The sequence below is a fragment of the Streptomyces sp. NPDC002825 genome, from assembly GCF_040295385.1.
Taxonomy (GTDB): Bacteria; Actinomycetota; Actinomycetes; order Streptomycetales; family Streptomycetaceae; genus Streptomyces.
In genome coordinates this window covers 133395-150426 of sequence record NZ_JBEOVH010000017.1, presented here as the reverse complement: position 1 = coordinate 150426, position 17032 = coordinate 133395, and the positions used below count along the sequence as shown (strand labels likewise).

9 protein-coding genes, 1 tRNA gene and 1 rRNA gene are annotated in these 17032 nt (G+C 70.8%); 10 read left to right on the top strand and 1 reads right to left on the bottom strand.

Translation table 11 applies throughout. The features are described 5' to 3' along the window. A 5S ribosomal RNA gene (gene rrf / locus ABT041_RS22550) occupies positions 1–105 on the top strand; the annotation flags it as partial. 4 nt (positions 106–109) lie between these two features. After that, a tRNA-Thr gene (locus ABT041_RS22545) sits at positions 110–182 on the top strand. 108 nt (positions 183–290) lie between these two features. Here the strand turns inward: ABT041_RS22545 and ABT041_RS22540 are convergent. After that, the gene (locus tag ABT041_RS22540; protein ID WP_351187092.1) at positions 291–2936 is read right to left on the bottom strand and encodes a SpoIIE family protein phosphatase; all 2646 of its coding nucleotides are present in this window, start codon (positions 2934–2936) and stop codon (positions 291–293) included. A 268-nt stretch (positions 2937–3204) separates the two neighbouring features. Here ABT041_RS22540 and ABT041_RS22535 point away from each other — a divergent pair, with 268 nt between their 5' ends. The 8 genes from ABT041_RS22535 (at position 3205) to ABT041_RS22500 (ending at position 16972) form a co-directional block, all read left to right on the top strand. Beyond that, the gene (locus ABT041_RS22535; RefSeq protein WP_351187090.1) at positions 3205–8685 is read left to right on the top strand and encodes a HAMP domain-containing protein; all 5481 of its coding nucleotides are present in this window, start codon (positions 3205–3207) and stop codon (positions 8683–8685) included. Between the two features lie 304 nt (positions 8686–8989). Continuing rightward, positions 8990–9664, top strand: coding sequence for a response regulator (locus tag ABT041_RS22530; RefSeq protein ID WP_093873786.1), 675 nt, complete (start codon positions 8990–8992; stop codon positions 9662–9664). 138 nt (positions 9665–9802) lie between these two features. Continuing rightward, on the top strand, positions 9803–12625 hold the full coding sequence (locus ABT041_RS22525; RefSeq protein ID WP_351187088.1) for a DNA translocase FtsK: 2823 nt from the start codon (positions 9803–9805) through the stop codon (positions 12623–12625). 241 nt (positions 12626–12866) lie between these two features. After that, complete coding sequence (locus tag ABT041_RS22520; protein ID WP_351187086.1) at positions 12867–13694, top strand: helix-turn-helix domain-containing protein; 828 nt, start codon at positions 12867–12869, stop codon at positions 13692–13694. A 90-nt stretch (positions 13695–13784) separates the two neighbouring features. Next, positions 13785–15290, top strand: a complete 1506-nt coding sequence (rimO, locus tag ABT041_RS22515; protein ID WP_351187084.1) for a 30S ribosomal protein S12 methylthiotransferase RimO — start codon at positions 13785–13787, stop codon at positions 15288–15290. Further along, a complete protein-coding gene (gene pgsA, locus ABT041_RS22510) occupies positions 15287–15961 on the top strand; it encodes a CDP-diacylglycerol--glycerol-3-phosphate 3-phosphatidyltransferase (RefSeq protein WP_351187082.1) in 675 nt (224 codons plus the stop codon). The genes rimO and pgsA overlap by 4 nt, the downstream gene beginning before the upstream one ends. Continuing rightward, positions 15958–16479: a CinA family protein gene (locus ABT041_RS22505; RefSeq protein ID WP_351187080.1), complete on the top strand. Its 522-nt coding sequence runs from the start codon at positions 15958–15960 to the stop codon at positions 16477–16479. The genes pgsA and ABT041_RS22505 overlap by 4 nt, the downstream gene beginning before the upstream one ends. A gap of 109 nt (positions 16480–16588) precedes the next feature. Further along, complete coding sequence (locus ABT041_RS22500; RefSeq protein WP_041131554.1) at positions 16589–16972, top strand: helix-turn-helix domain-containing protein; 384 nt, start codon at positions 16589–16591, stop codon at positions 16970–16972. Positions 16973–17032 lie beyond the last annotated feature (60 nt).

Sequence of the window (17032 nt, the reverse complement as noted above, 5' to 3'; positions counted from 1 at the left end):
AGCGTTAGGGAAACGCCCGGTTACATTCCGAACCCGGAAGCTAAGCCTTTCAGCGCCGATGGTACTGCAGGGGGGACCCTGTGGGAGAGTAGGACACCGCCGAACACCTGCCCTTTTAGCTCAGTCGGTAGAGCGTCTCCATGGTAAGGAGAAGGTCAACGGTTCGATTCCGTTAAAGGGCTCCGAATGAAAAGGCCCCCGCCTCTTGGCGGGGGCCTTTTTGTGTTTCCTGGAGGGGGAGTCCGACGATGCGGGCCGGCGCCCTCCCCTGCGGGAGGGCGCCTTTTCTGTCAGCGGTGGTCCGGCTCGCGGAGGCGCATCGCCAGGATGGCCATGTCGTCCGAGGCGGGGGCCTGGGCGAAGCGCTCGACCGCGCGGAGGACACGGGAGGCGACCGCGCCGGCCGTCAGGCCCGTACAGCTCTTGAGGACCTCGGCGAGCCCGTCGTCGCCCAGCATGCGGGTGCCCTCGCGGCGTTCCGTCACGCCGTCCGTGACACAGAGGAGGACATCGCCCGGGTCGAGCGTGACGGTCTGCTCGTACAGTTCCAGGTCCTCCATGACGCCCAGGAGCGGCTGCGGTTCGGCAGCGGGCTCGACCGTGCCGTCCGGGCGGAGGCGCAGCGGGAGGGGGTGGCCGGCGCAGACGACCTTGAGGATCGCGGAGCCGTCCGGCTGCGGGCGCATCTCGCCGTACAGCAGCGTCAGGAAGCGGCTGCGGGAGCCTTCGTCGAGGATCGCCGCGTTCAGCCGCTCCAGGACGGCCGGGCCGCCGAAGCCCTCGCGGGCCAGCAGGCGCAGGGCGTGGCGGGCCAGGCCCGTGACGGCGGCCGCCTCCGGTCCCGTACCGCAGACGTCGCCGATGGCGAAGCCGTAGACGTCGTCCCTGATGGGGAAGACGTCGTAGAAGTCGCCTCCGACCTCGTTGCCCTCGCCGGCCGCGCGGTAGATGACGTCGACCTCGACGCCGGGGATGGTGGGCAGGCCGGGCGGGAGGAGGCTGCGCTGGAGGGACTGGCTGATCGCCACGCGCTCCGAGTACAGGCGGGCGTTGTCCAGGGCCAGGGCGGCTCGGCGCGAGAGGTCCTCGGCGAGCTCCAGGATCTCCTGGCGGAAGTGGTCCTCGGAGGGCCTGCCGAGGGTCAGCATGCCGATGACCCGGTTGCGGGCCACCAGCGGCAGGACGACCGTCTCGCCGGCGACCGCGCTCGCGGTGGCCAGGGTGGTGTCGATGCCGGAGGAGAGCGGGCTCGTGGGGTGGTCGAGGGCGTGGACCGAGGCGGTGAGCGCGGCCCGGTGGGCGGCGTCGCCCGGCGCGGACCACACGCGGGCGCCGGGGGTCGGCACCGGGTCGGGCGGGGCGATGGAGGAGAGCAGGTCCTTGAGGCCGTCGATGCGGTCCTCGTCCTCGTGGAGCACGTACGAGAGGTACGGGTCGGAGGCCTGGTCGGCGATCGTGTAGACCGCGCACCAGGTGGCCAGGGTGGGGACCGTCATCTGGGCCATGAGGGCCAGGGTCTGGTCGCGGTCGAGGGTGCCGGCCAGGAGGTCGGAGGCCTCGACGAGGAAGCTGAGGGAGCCGCGGCGAAGCCGTTCCAGTTCGCCGAGGCGGGCGGATTCGACGGCCAGGGCGATGCGGTCGGCGGCGAACTGGAGGCGCAGGGCCTCCTCGTTGGAGTAGCGGTTCGCGGACTCGGCGGCCACGCCGAGGGAGCCGGTGAGGCGGCCCTCGACCTTCAGAGGGACCGTCACCACCGAGCGCATGCCGGTGCCTTCGAGGAGGGGGACGGCGCCGGGGACGGCGGCCAGGTCCTCGTGGACGGCGGGCATGCGGGCGGAGCCGTAACGGCTGGCGCCGGTCTCCACGGGGACGCGGGCGAAGCGCTGGCGGGCGGCCGGGAGTCCGGTGGTGGCCCGCACCTCCAGTTCCGTCTCGTCGTCGGTGGCGAGGAGGAGGAAGGCGGCGTCGCCGTCGAGCATGTCGCGGGCGCGCTCGACCGTGCGCTGGAGGAGGCCGTCGAGGTCGTCGGGGGCGGGCGTGCCGATGAAGACCTCGAAGGGGTCGGCGGCGCGGCTCTCGGTGCCCGGCTCGGCGACGGGGCGCTGGGGGGTCTGGAGGACCGCGCGCTCGTGCTCTCGTACGAGGAGGCAGACGGTGGAGGGTTCGCCCTGGGTGTCGCGGACCCGGAGGTGCGAGGCGTAGACGGGGATCACGCGGCCGTCGGCGCAGCGGATGCCGTAGCTGCCCTCCCAGCGGGAGAGGCGGAGTGCCTCGGCGAGGCCGGTGCCGATGCCGGGGGTGTGGGGCCAGGCGGCGAGGTCGCCGAGGGGTTTGCCGATGACCAGCTCGGAGCCGTATCCGAAGAGTTCCTCGGCGTCCTCGTTCCATGCGGTGATGGTGCCGCCGCGGTCGATCTGGACGACGGCGACGCGGACGCGGCTCTCGGCGACCGGGAGGAGGGCGTCGGGCAGGACGGGGCCCGCGGAGCGGGTGCCGACCGGGCGCTGGGGGAGGTCGAGGTGGAACCAGACGTGCTTGCGGGTGGGGGAGTAGTCGACGCCCCAGCGGTGGGCGAGGGCGGCGCAGAGGAGCAGGCCGCGGCCGTTCTCGCGATCCGGGCTGCCGAGGGTGCGGCCGCTCTGGACGGGGATCTCGCGCTCGGGGTAGCGGTCGGAGACCTCGACGCGGACGCTGTCGTCGGAGCGGAGGCAGAGGACGTCGGCGGAGGTGCCGGCGTGGATGACGGCGTTGGTGACGAGCTCGCTGGTGAGGACGACGGCGTCGTCGACGAGTTCGGGGTGTCCCCAGCCCTGGAGGGTGTCCCTGACGAAGGCGCGGGCGGCCGCGACGGACCGCCCGACGGGCTCGAAGCTGGCAGTCGCCCGCGCGGTGATCACAGCACTCCTCGTACGCGTCTCGACGCCCGGCTCTGCCATGCTCGGTCTGTCCCTCCCACTGCCCGGTGGTCGTGCGCGCACCACACCGCCCCCGCCGGGCGGACCGGGGCGGTTGGACAGCCGGATGCCAGGTTACTTACCTTCGCTGTCCGAGCGGATGCCGGTCACCGCTGATTCCGTCCCTCGGGGTAGGGACGCTGTGCGAAGCTGCCGAACTGTTATCGCCAGGTTCGGGCACGGTGAAACACTGGGCAGGCTGACGGCGAGAGCCGGAGCGGTACGGTCGACCCCTTTCGGGAGGGACACGGTGGAGTCTGGCACGGCGGCGCGGCGCGGCGGAGGCAGTGGCACGCGCGCGAGGGGCGGGCGTTCCCGTGGGGGGACGGTCCAGGTGGACGCGGCGGCGCTGGAGCGGTTGCTGGCCGCGCTGGTGTCGATGCGGGACGGGAACTTCCGCAGGCGTCTGACGGTGTCCGGCGACGGGGTCATGGCGGAGATCTGCGCCGTGTTCAACGAGGTCGCCGACCGGCAGATGCATGTGACGGGGGAGCTGTCCCGGGTCCGGCGGGTGGTCGGGCGCGAGGGCAAGCTGTCCGAGCGTCTGGAGGCGGGAGCCAGTGAGGGTGCGTGGGCGGCGGCGATCGAGGCCGCGAACGCGCTCGTCGACGATCTGGCGCGGCCGGTGTCCGAGGTGGGCCGGGTCCTTTCGGCGGTGGCCGAGGGTGATCTGGACCAGCGGATGGACCTGCGTTCGGAGGGTGCGGACGGGACCGTGCGGCCGCTGCGAGGGGAGTTCCTGAAGGTCGCCCGTACCGCCAACAACCTGGTCGACCAGCTGTCGGTGTTCGCCTCCGAGGTGACGCGGGTCGCCGTCGAGGTGGGTACGGACGGCAAGCTGGGCGGGCAGGCGCAGGTGCGCGGGGTGTCCGGTTCGTGGAAGGACCTCACGGACTCCGTCAACACCATGGCGAACCGGCTGACGGCCCAGGTGCGGGACATCGCGCTCGTGACGACGGCGGTCGCCAACGGCGATCTGTCGCAGAAGGTCACGGCGAACGTGGCCGGCGAGATGCTGGAGCTGAAGAACACCGTCAACCGGATGGTGGACCAGCTGTCGTCGTTCTCGTCCGAGGTGACCCGTGTCGCGCGCGAGGTGGGCACGGAGGGCGAGCTCGGTGGTCAGGCCGAGGTGGCCGGGGTCGCCGGTGTGTGGAAGGACCTCACCGATTCCGTCAACACGATGGCGGGAAACCTCACCAATCAGGTGAGAGGTATCGCCGAGGTGACGACGGCGGTCGCGAACGGTGACCTGTCGCAGAAGGTGCGGGTCTCCGCGCGCGGTGAGATCGCTCAACTCGCCGACACCATCAACCAGATGACCGAGACGCTGCGGACGTTCGCCGACGAGGTGACCCGGGTGTCGGGCGAGGTCGGCGCGCAGGGTCTGCTCGGCGGTCAGGCGCAGGTGCCGGGTGCGGCGGGGACGTGGAAGGACCTGACGGACTCCGTCAACACGGTCTTCCGGAACATCACCACGCAGGTGCGGGACATCGCGCAGGTGACGACGGCCGTCGCCAACGGTGATCTGTCGCAGAAGGTCACGGTCGACGTGGCCGGCGAGATGCTGGAGCTGAAGAACACCGTCAACACGATGGTGGACCAGCTGTCGGCCTTCGGTTCCGAGGTGACCCGCGTGGCGCGGGAGGTCGGCGTCGAGGGTCTGCTCGGCGGTCAGGCCGAGGTGCCGGGCGCGGCGGGGACGTGGAAGGACCTCACCGACTCGGTGAACACGGCCTTCCGCAACCTGACCGGCCAGGTGCGGGACATCGCGCAGGTGACGACGGCGGTCGCCAACGGTGATCTGTCGCAGAAGGTCACGGTGGACGTGGCCGGCGAGATGCTGGAGCTGAAGAACACCGTCAACACGATGGTGTCGCAGCTGTCGTCCTTCGCGGACCAGGTGACGCGGATGGCGCGGGACGTGGGCACCGAGGGCCGGCTCGGCGGTCAGGCCCGGGTCGACGGGGTGTCCGGGCGCTGGGCGGAGCTCACGGACTCCGTGAACTTCATGGCCGGCAACCTGACGTCGCAGGTGCGCCAGATCGCGCAGGTGACGACGGCCGTGGCGCGCGGTGACCTGTCGCAGAAGATCGACGTGGACGCGCGCGGCGAGATCCTGGAGCTGAAGAACACCATCAACACGATGGTGGACCAGCTGTCGGCGTTCGCCGACCAGGTGACCCGGGTGGCCCGCGAGGTGGGCACGGACGGGCGGCTCGGCGGTCAGGCGCAGGTGCCGGGCGTGGCCGGTGTGTGGCGTGATCTGACGGACTCGGTGAACGGCATGGCCGGGAACCTGACGACCCAGGTGCGCAACATCGCGCAGGTCGCCACCGCGGTCGCGCGCGGTGACCTGTCGCAGAAGATCGACGTGGACGCGCGCGGCGAGATCCTGGAGCTGAAGAACACCCTCAACACGATGGTGGACCAGCTCTCGAACTTCGCGGAGCAGGTGACCCGGGTGGCCCGCGAGGTGGGCACCGAGGGCATCCTGGGCGGTCAGGCCGAGGTGCAGGGGGTCTCCGGCACCTGGAAGGACCTCACCCAGTCGGTGAACTTCATGGCGAACAACCTCACCATCCAGGTGCGGAACATCGCCGAGGTCACGACGGCGGTCGCCATGGGCGATCTGTCGAAGAAGATCACGGTCGACGCCCGGGGCGAGATCCTGGAGCTGGTGACGACCGTCAACACCATGGTCGACCAGCTGTCGAACTTCGCCGACGAGGTCACGCGCGTGGCCCGTGAGGTGGGTACGGAGGGCATCCTCGGCGGCCAGGCACGCGTGCGCGGGGTCACCGGCACGTGGAAGGACCTCAGCGACAACGTCAACCTGATGGCCAACAACCTGACCAGTCAGGTGCGGAACATCTCCCGGGTCTCGGCGGCCGTCGCCAACGGCGACCTGACGAAGAAGGTGACGGTCGAGGCGCGCGGCGAGGTCGCCGAGCTCGCCGAGACCGTCAACACGATGGTGACGACCCTGTCGTCCTTCGCGGACGAGGTCACGCGCGTGGCCCGTGAGGTGGGCACGGAGGGCATCCTGGGCGGCCAGGCCCGGGTGCCGGGGGTCTCCGGCACCTGGAAGGACCTGACCGAGTCGGTGAACTCGATGGCCGACAACCTCACCGGCCAGGTGCGGCAGATCGCCGCCGTCACCACCGCCATCGCCAAGGGCGACCTCACCAAGAAGATCGACATCGACGCGCGCGGTGAGATCCAGGAGCTGAAGAACACCATCAACACGATGGTCGACCAGCTGTCGAACTTCGCCGAGGAGGTCACCCGCGTGGCCCGCGAGGTGGGCACCGACGGGCAGCTGGGCGGCCAGGCACGGGTCCGGGACGTGGAGGGCACCTGGAGCGACCTCACCGAGTCCGTGAACGAGATGGGCGGGAACCTCACCCGGCAGGTGCGGGCCATCGCGGCCGTCGCCACCGCGGTGACCCGCGGCGACCTCAACGTGAAGATCGACGGTGTGGACGCGGCCGGCGAGATCCAGGCGCTCCAGGACAACATCAACACGATGATCGCCAACCTGCGCGACACCACCCTCGCCAACGACGAGCAGGACTGGCTCAAGAGCAACCTGGCCCGCATCTCCGGTCTCATGCAGGGCCGCCGGGACCTCGACGACGTGGCCTCGCTCATCATGAGCGAGTTGACGCCGGTGGTCTCGGCCCAGCACGGTGCGTTCTTCATCGCCATGCCGTCGGGGTCCGCGACGGGCGACGCCGAACTCGTGGGCGAGGGCGACGGCTCGTACGAGCTGCGGATGCGCGGGAGTTACGGATACTCCACCGGGTCCATGCCGACCTCGTTCCGCCCCGGCGAGACCCTCATCGGGACGGCCGCCGAGGAGAAGCGGACCATCCAGGTCAATGTGCCGCCGGGTTATCTGAAGATCTCCTCGGGGCTCGGGGAGGCCTCGCCGGCGCATGTGATCGTGCTGCCGGTGCTCTTCGAGGGCAAGGTCCTCGGGGTGATCGAGCTGGCCTCGTTCCAGCCGTTCACGCAGATCCAGCGGGACTTCCTCAACCAGATCGCCGAGCTGATCGCCACCACGGTCAACACCATCAGCGTCAACACCAGGACCGAGGTGCTGCTCCGGCAGTCGCAGAAGCTCACCGAGCAGCTCAAGGAGCGGTCGGCCGAGCTGGAGCACCGGCAGAAGGAACTCCAGGGCTCCAACCTGGAGCTGGAGGAGAAGGCCGAACTCCTCGCCCGCCAGAACCGGGACATCGAGGTGAAGAACACCGAGATCGAGGAGGCCCGGCAGGTCCTGGAGGAGCGCGCGGAGCAGCTCGCCGTCTCCATGCGGTACAAGTCGGAGTTCCTCGCCAACATGTCGCACGAGCTGCGCACGCCGCTCAACTCGCTGCTGATCCTGGCCAAGTTGCTCGCGGACAACGCCGAGACCAATCTGACGCCGAAGCAGGTCGAGTTCGCGGAGACCATCCACGGCGCGGGCTCGGACCTGCTCCAGCTGATCAACGACATCCTCGACCTGTCGAAGGTCGAGGCGGGCAAGATGGACGTCTCGCCGACCCGTATCGCGCTCGTCCAGCTCGTCGACTACGTGGAGGCGACGTTCCGGCCGCTGACGGCGGAGAAGGGGCTCGACTTCTCGGTGCGGGTCTCGCCCGAGCTGCCGGCCACGCTCCACACCGACGAGCAGCGGCTGCTCCAGGTCCTGCGCAACCTGCTGTCCAACGCGGTGAAGTTCACCGACACGGGCGCGGTGGAGCTGGTGATCCGGCCCGCCGGCGCGGACGTGCCGCAGTCGATCCGCGAGCAGCTCCTTGAGGCCGGCTCGCTGCGCGATCCGGAGGCCGATCTGATCGCGTTCTCGGTCACCGACACCGGGATCGGGATCGCGGCGAGCAAGATGCGGGTCATCTTCGAGGCGTTCAAGCAGGCCGACGGCACCACCAGCCGGAAGTACGGCGGTACGGGTCTGGGGCTCTCGATCAGCCGGGAGATCGCGCGGCTGCTCGGCGGCGAGATCTTCGCCGCGAGCGAGCCCGGCCGCGGTTCGACGTTCACGCTGTACCTGCCGCTGAGCCCGACGGAGCAGCCGACGGCCGGTTACGGGCAGGGCCTGCAGGACGCGGACGACCCGCAGCAGGGGGCCGAGGAGGGCATGGCCGGGGCCGTCAACCCGTTCCCGCACTTCCCGCCGCCGACCGTACGGACGGAGGCGCGGTCCGGGGCCGGGGCGCTGTTCCGGCACCGGCGGAAGGCCGCGGCGGAGGCGACCGGGGTGCGGGGCGCGGTCCCCGGGCAGTCCGGGCAGCCGCTCGCGGCGGATCGGGAGGAGCAGGAGCCCGAGCCGCGCCGCACCTTCGGTTTCTCCGGCGAGAAGGTGCTCATCGTCGACGACGACATCCGCAACGTCTTCGCGCTCACCAGCGTCCTGGAGCAGCACGGGCTCGCGGTGCTCTACGCCGAGAACGGGCGGGAGGGCATCGAGGTCCTGGAGCAGCACGACGACGTGACGGTGGTGCTGATGGACATCATGATGCCGGAGATGGACGGGTACGCGACGACGACCGCGATCCGGCGCATGCCGCAGTTCGCGGGGCTGCCGATCATCGCGCTGACGGCGAAGGCGATGAAGGGCGACCGGGAGAAGGCGATCGAGTCCGGTGCCTCGGACTACGTGACGAAGCCGGTCGACCCCGATCATCTGCTGACGGTCATGGAGCAGTGGATGCGGGGGCAGTGACTCCGCGCCGGGGGTCCGTGCCGGGCGCGGTACGGACTCCCGGGCTCCGCCGGGACCCGTTGACGGACTGTCGCCAGGGGCGTGTGAGAGGGCGGGATACGGGGAACCTTCTGGTCTCCCACCGCGTTTCTGCTACGTGCACAGTGACATCGCGGTGACAGGGTGTGGCGACGGGCGGGGTGCGGCTACGATGACCGGCACAAGGACGGACGGCGCTAGGGAGTCGTCTTCTGGGGCGGCGCCCGGTGCTTCCCCCGGTTCGGGGGTCCGGGGAGAGCCGTTGCCGGGACGAGGAGGACGGGGCATGGTGCAGAAGGCCAAGATCCTCCTGGTCGATGACCGGCCGGAGAATCTGCTGGCGCTGGAGGCCATTCTCTCCGCGCTCGATCAGACGCTGGTGCGGGCATCGTCCGGGGAGGAAGCGCTCAAGGCGCTGTTGACGGACGACTTCGCGGTCATCCTGCTCGACGTCCAGATGCCGGGTATGGACGGTTTCGAGACCGCTGCCCACATCAAGCGGCGTGAGCGGACCCGGGACATCCCGATCATCTTCCTCACCGCCATCAACCACGGCCCCCACCACACCTTCCGGGGGTACGCGGCCGGGGCGGTCGACTACATCTCCAAGCCCTTCGACCCGTGGGTGCTGCGCGCGAAGGTCTCCGTCTTCGTCGAGCTCTACATGAAGAACTGCAAGCTGCGCGAGCAGGCCGCCCTGCTGCGGCTGCAGTTGGAGGGCGGCGGCGAGGGCGGTCACGGCAAGGAGTCCGCCGGGCTGCTGGCCGAGCTCTCCGCGCGGCTCGCGGCCGTCGAGGAGCAGGCCGAGGCCCTGTCGAAGCAGCTCGACGACGACTCCGCCGACGCGGCCGCCGTCGCCACCGCCGCGCACCTGGAGCGCAAGCTCACCGGACTGCGCCGGGCGCTCGACGCGCTGGAGCCGGGCACGGGAGCGGCTCCGACCCTGCCCGCCCAGAGCTGACGCACCGTCACCACCGGTCGGGTGCGGCGGCCGGCATCGTGATGCGGCGTCAGCATCGCGCCCCGGCACGGACGACACGAACGGGTGAGGCGGACGGGCGCTCCCCACACCGCTGCCCACACCGGTAACCTCGGCATCATGGCTTCACGTACGTCCGGCAAGGGTTCCCAGAGCACGGCGAACACCGCAAAGCCGCGGGCCGGCCGGACGACGGGCGCCGCGAAGAAAGCGGCGCCCGCGAAGTCCCCCGCCAAGCCGCCCGCGAAGAAGGCGCCCGCCAAGAAGGCCACGGCCGCCAAGCGCGCGCCCGCGCGCAAGACCGCCGCGAAGAAGGCCCCGCCCCGGCCTGCGCCGTCCCCGACCGGGGGCGTCTACCGGCTCGCGCGCGGCGCCTGGCTCGGCCTCGCCCACGCCATCGGGGCGATGTTCCGGGGGATAGGGCGCGGCGCCAAGGGGCTGGACCCCGCCCACCGCAAGGACGGGCTCGCGCTGCTCCTGCTCGGTCTCGCGCTGATCGTCGCGGCCGGCACCTGGTCCAACCTCCGCGGCCCGGTCGGCGACCTCGTCGAGATGCTGGTCACCGGCTCCTTCGGCCGGCTCGACCTGCTCGTACCGCTGCTCCTCGGCGCGATCGGCATCCGGCTGATCCTCTACCCGGAGAAGCCCGAGGCCAACGGCCGGATCAGCATCGGCCTCTCCGCGCTCGTCATCGGCGTCCTCGGCCAGGTGCACATCGCCTGCGGCTCGCCGGGGCGCGGCGACGGCAGCGCGGCCATGCAGGACGCCGGCGGGCTCATCGGCTGGGCCGCCTCCCAGCCCCTCGTCTTCATGATGGGCGAGGTCCTCGCCGTACCGATGCTGGTGCTGCTCACCGTCTTCGGACTGCTCGTCGTCACCGCCACCCCGGTCAACGCGATCCCGCAGCGGCTGCGCGCGCTCGGCGCCAGGCTGGGCATCGTCGAGCCCGCCTACGACCCGGAGGAGGCCGAGGAGCACCCCGGCCGCGAGGGGTACGACGAGGAGTGGCGGGACGCCGGGCCGCGGCCCGCACGACCCGTCCGGCGGCGGCCGGCCGGGCCCTCGGAGCCGTACGACGTCGACCGGGCCGAGGCCGAGGTGCTGGAGCGGCGCGCCCGCTCGGCCCGCCGGAGCTCCGGGCGGGACGACTTCACGACCGGTCTGGACCCGGTGGACGTGGCCGCGGCCGCCGCGGCCGCGCTCGACGGGGCCGTGCTGAACGGCATGCCGCCCTCGCCGATCGTCGCCGACCTGACCAAGGACGTCACCGCCGAGCGGAACGCCGCGCTGGCCGCCTCGGCCGCCGCAGCCGCTTCGGAGGCGGAGGCGGAGTCGGACACGGCGCCGGCCGTGCCCGTACCGCCGGCCCGTGGGGCAGGCCGCGCCGCCGGGGCCGTGCCCGACCTGACGAAGCCGGCGCCCGAGCCGACCGACCTGCCGCCCCGGGCCGAGCAGCTCCAGCTCGCGGGCGACATCACGTACTCCCTGCCCTCGCTCGACCTCCTGGAGCGCGGCGGGCCCGGCAAGACCCGCAGCGCCGTCAACGACGCCGTCGCGGCGGCGCTGACGAACGTCTTCACCGAGTTCAAGGTGGACGCGGACGTGACGGGCTTCACGCGCGGTCCGACGGTCACGCGGTACGAGGTCGAGCTCGGCCCCGCCGTGAAGGTCGAGAAGATCACGGCGCTGGCCAAGAACATCGCGTACGCCGTGGCCTCGCCCGACGTGCGGATCATCTCGCCGATCCCCGGGAAGTCCGCCGTCGGCATCGAGATCCCCAACAGCGACCGGGAGATGGTCAACCTCGGGGACGTGCTGCGGCTCGCGGACGGCGACGACGACCATCCGATGCTGGTCGCGCTCGGCAAGGACGTCGAGGGCGGCTACGTGATGGCCAACCTGGCGAAGATGCCGCACATCCTGGTGGCCGGTGCCACCGGATCCGGCAAGTCGTCCTGCATCAACTGCCTCATCACCTCGGTGATGATAAGGGCGACCCCCGAGGACGTCCGGATGGTGCTCGTCGACCCCAAGCGGGTCGAGCTCACCGCCTACGAGGGCATCCCTCACCTGATCACCCCGATCATCACCAACCCCAAGAAGGCCGCCGAGGCCCTCCAGTGGGTCGTGCGCGAGATGGACCTGCGCTACGACGACCTGGCCGCCTTCGGCTTCCGGCACATCGACGACTTCAACCAGGCCATCCGGGACGGCAAGATCAAGCTGCCCGAGGGCAGCGAGCGCGAGCTCAACCCCTACCCGTACCTCCTGGTGATCGTCGACGAGCTCGCCGACCTGATGATGGTCGCGCCGCGCGACGTCGAGGACTCCATCGTCCGGATCACCCAGCTTGCGCGCGCCGCCGGCATCCACCTCGTGCTCGCGACCCAGCGGCCGTCCGTGGACGTCGTCACCGGCCTGATCAAGGCGAACGTGCCCTCGCGGCTCGCCTTCGCCACCTCCTCGCTCGCCGACAGCCGCGTCATCCTGGACCAGCCCGGCGCCGAGAAGCTGATCGGCAAGGGCGACGGCCTGTTCCTGCCGATGGGGGCCAACAAGCCCATCCGCATGCAGGGCGCGTTCGTCACCGAGGCCGAGGTCGCGAACGTCGTACAGCACTGCAAGGACCAGATGACGCCCGTCTTCCGGGATGACGTCACCGTCGGCACCAAGCAGAAGAAGGAGATCGACGAGGACATCGGCGACGACCTCGACCTGCTGTGCCAGGCCGCCGAGCTCGTCGTCTCGACGCAGTTCGGCTCCACGTCCATGCTCCAGCGGAAGCTGCGCGTCGGCTTCGCGAAGGCCGGCCGGCTGATGGACCTGATGGAGTCGCGGAACATCGTGGGGCCGAGCGAGGGTTCGAAGGCGCGGGACGTGCTGGTGAAGCCGGACGAGCTGGACGGGGTCCTCGCCGTGATCCGGGGGGAGTCGGGAGCGTAGCGGCGGCGGGACCGGGTACCCGGTTCGAGATCGGGTACCCGGTTCGAGACCGGGCCGAGACTCACTCGTAAGGGAACGGTGGGCAACCGTTTCCCCTGGCCGTACGTCAAGTTGGAGGGAGGGACAGAAGGATGTCCCAGCCTCATGGCGTACAAACAGCACCCGCCCGGTTGCCCCACCCTTTCGTACCACCCATAGACTGAACGTCCAGCAGGTGGCTACACGCTCGAAAGGCGCTCTCGTGTCCATCGGCAACTCCCCCGAAGACGACCGGACCTTCCCGGCAGACGACCGGGACGCGATCGGTCGTGCTCTCCAGCAGGCCCGTATCGCCGCCGGTCTCACCGTCGAAGAGGTCAGTGCCTCCACCCGTGTCCGGATTCCGATCGTGCACGCGATCGAGGAGGACGACTTCTCGCGCTGTGGCGGCGACGTCTACGCCCGCGGCCACATCCGTACCCTCGCGCGCGCCGTCGGTATCGATCCGGCTCCGCTGATCGAGCAGTACGACGCCGAGCACGGTGGCCGTCCCGCGCCCACCCCGGCCGCCCCGCTCTTCGAGGCGGAACGTATCCGCCCCGAGCCCCGCCGGCCCAACTGGACCGCCGCGATGGTCGCGGCCATCGTCGCCGTCGTCGGTTTCGTCGGCTTCACGATGTTCAACGGGAACGAGTCCGGGAAGGGCACCACCGTCGCCGACGGGGGCCCCGCCCCGGCCCCCGAGAAGGCGACCTCCGCCGCCAAGCCGAAGCCGGTCAAGCCCGCCGCGCCCAAGCCCACCGAGAGCGCGATCGCCGCGGTCCCGCAGGACAAGGTCACGGTCAAGCTCTCCGCGATCGACGACAAGAGCTGGATCTCGGCCAAGGCGCACGACGGCAAGCTCCTCTTCGACGGGCTCCTCCTGAAGGGCGAGTCCAAGACCTTCCAGGACGACGAGCGCGTCGATCTGGTCCTCGGCAACGCCGGCGCGATCGAGCTCTACGTGAACGGCAAGAAGCTCGACGACAAGTTCGAATCCGGCCAGGTCGAGCGGCTGAGCTACACCAAGGGCGACCCCGAGGCCGGCTGAGCCCCGCGCTCCGGCTCGTGATGTGACCTCTGTCGCGCAGGTGAACCCTGCGCGACGGGGGAACGGCCGGGACGAAGTAGTCTTGAGTCCATGCCCGAACGCCGTACCGTCGCCCTTGTCACTCTTGGCTGCGCCCGTAACGAGGTGGACTCGGAGGAGCTCGCAGGCCGCTTGGCAGCGGACGGCTGGGAGCTCGTCGAGAACGCCGAGGAAGCGGACGTCGCCGTCGTCAACACCTGCGGATTCGTCGAAGCCGCGAAGAAGGACTCCGTCGACGCCCTGCTCGAAGCCAATGATCTGAAGGACCACGGCAAGACCCAGGCCGTCGTCGCCGTCGGCTGCATGGCCGAGCGCTACGGCAAGGAGCTCGCCGAAGCCCTCCCGGAGGCCGACGGCGTCCTCGGCTTCGACGACTACGCCGACATCTCCAACCGCCTCCAGACCATCCTCAGCGGTGGCAGCGTCGAGGCCCACACCCCGCGTGACCGGCGCAAGCTGCTGCCGCTGTCGCCCGTGGAGCGCCAGGAGGCCGCCGCGGCCGTGGCCCTGCCCGGACACGGCTCCGTGGACGCCCCCGAGAACGTGCCGAGCGACCTGCCCGAGGGCCTCGCGCCCGCCTCCGGGCCCCGCGCCCCCCTCCGCCGCCGTCTGGACACCAGCCCCGTCGCCTCCGTGAAGCTGGCCTCCGGCTGCGACCGCCGCTGCTCCTTCTGCGCCATCCCCTCCTTCCGCGGCTCCTTCGTCTCGCGCCGTCCCTCGGACGTGCTCAACGAGACGCGCTGGCTCGCCGAGCAGGGCGTGAAGGAGATCATGCTGGTCTCCGAGAACAACACCTCCTACGGCAAGGACCTCGGCGACATCCGGCTCCTGGAGAGCCTGCTGCCCGAGCTGGCCTCGGTGGACGGCATCGAGCGCGTCCGCGTCAGCTACCTCCAGCCGGCCGAGATGCGCCCGGGCCTGATCGACGTCCTCACGTCGACCGAGAAGGTCGTGCCCTACTTCGACCTGTCCTTCCAGCACAGCGCCCCCGACGTGCTGCGGGCCATGCGCCGCTTCGGCGACACCGACCGCTTCCTGGAGCTCCTGGAGACCATCCGGTCCAAGGCCCCCACGGCCGGCGCCCGGTCCAACTTCATCGTCGGCTTCCCCGGCGAGACCGAGGCGGACTTCGCCGAGCTGGAACGCTTCATCACCCACGCGCGCCTCGACGCCATCGGCGTCTTCGGCTACTCCGACGAGGACGGCACCGAGGCCGCCACGTACGAGCACAAGCTCGACCAGGACGTCGTCGACGAGCGGCTCGCCCACCTCTCCCGGCTCGCCGAGGAGCTCACCGCACAGCGTGCGGAGGAGCGGATCGGAGAGACCCTGGAAGTACTCGTCGAGTCCGAGTCGGACGACGAGGACGAGGCGGGCGGCTGGATCGGCCGCGCGGCCCACCAGGCGCCCGAGACCGACGGGCAGGTGCTGCTGCTCCCCGCGGACGGCGGCGCGGGCCCCGAGCTCGCCCCGGGCCGTATGGTCAGGGCGAAGGTCGTCGGCACGGAGGGCGTCGACCTGGTGGCCGAGTGTCTTTTCGAGGAGGCAGGCAGATGACCGGAGTCCCGGCATCCGCGACGGGCGGGACCGGTAGGCCGGCGCCCCGCGGCAAGCTGGGCGCGGCGGCCGTCAACCAGGCCAGCCTGTGGAACATCGCCAACATCCTCACCATGATCCGGCTCGTGCTGGTGCCGGGCTTCGTGATCCTGCTGTTCCAGGACGGCGGGCACGACCCGGCGTGGCGGGCCTGGGCCTGGGCGGCGTTCGCGGTGGCCATGATCACGGACGTCTTCGACGGGCACCTCGCCCGTGCGTACAACCTGGTCACCGACTTCGGGAAGATCGCCGACCCCATCGCCGACAAGGCGATCATGGCGGCCGGCCTCATCTCGCTGTCCCTGCTCGGCGACCTGCCCTGGTGGGTGACCTCGGTCATCCTGGCCCGTGAGCTGGGCATCACCCTGATGCGGTTCTGGGTCATCCGGCACGGGGTCATCCCCGCCAGCCGCGGCGGCAAGATGAAGACGCTCGCCCAGGGCACCGCCGTGGGCATGTACGTCCTCATGCTCACCGGGGCGCTGGCCACCCTCCGCTTCTGGGTGATGGCGGTGGCCGTCGTGCTGACGGTCGTCACCGGTCTGGATTACGTCCGCCAGGCCGTCGTCCTGCGGCGCAAGGGGCTCGCGGCGGAGCGCGCGGCCGCGCGGTCGGAGACGGCGACGCGATGAGCGAGGCCGCCCGGGTGCTGGCGCTGCTTGTGGAGCGTGATCAGACGCTGGCCGCCGCGGAGTCCCTCACGGGTGGTCTGGTGGCCGCCGAGCTCACCGGCGCACCCGGAGCCTCGGTGGCCTTCCTGGGGTCGGTCACGGCGTACGCCACGGCCCTCAAGGAGCAGCTCCTCGGCGTCGACGCCGCCCTGCTCGCGGAGCGCGGAGCGGTCGATCCCGAGGTCGCGCTGCAGATGGCGGCCGGTGTACGGGACCGGCTCGGCGCCGACTGGGGGATCTCGACGACCGGGGTCGCGGGGCCCACGGAGCAGGACGGACAGCCCGTCGGAACCGTCTACGTGGCGGTCGCCGGACCGGTCGCGACGAGCGCGCGGGCCGGGAAAGTGGTGTCGTTGAGGTTGAACGGCGACCGTCGGGAAATCCGTAGAGAGAGCGTACGGAGCGTGCTGGAACTGCTCCATGAGGAACTCTCGGGAAATGCGCGGGCACAGGATACGGAACACAACGGGGGGAATTGATGTTTGCAGCCCTGAGTGAACACGACATCGCTCCCCGCACGGCCGCAGCGCGAGGCGGTACGGTGGGGCGTGAAGGATGCGGCTACGCGGTCCGAGGAGGGAGCCACCGATGATTCTGCTCCGTCGCCTGCTGGGTGACGTGCTGCGTCGGCAGCGCCAGCGCCAGGGCCGTACTCTGCGCGAAGTCTCCTCCTCCGCCCGAGTCTCGCTCGGCTATCTCTCCGAGGTGGAGCGGGGGCAGAAGGAGGCTTCCTCCGAACTGCTCTCCGCGATCTGCGACGCGTTGGACGTACGGATGTCCGAGCTCATGCGCGAAGTGAGCGACGAGCTGTCACTGGCCGAACTGGCCGAGTCGGCAGCGGCGAGCGAACCGGTGCCGACGCCGGTACGCCCGATGCTCAATTCGGTGTCGGTGACGTCGGTGGCCGGTGTGCCCACCGAGCGGGTGACCATCAAGGCGCCCGCGGAAGCGGTGGACGTCGTCGCTGCCTGAACCGAAGTGGGGCGAAGCCCCGGTCGGTGCCTCCTTACGGGGCGCTGACCGGGGCTTCTC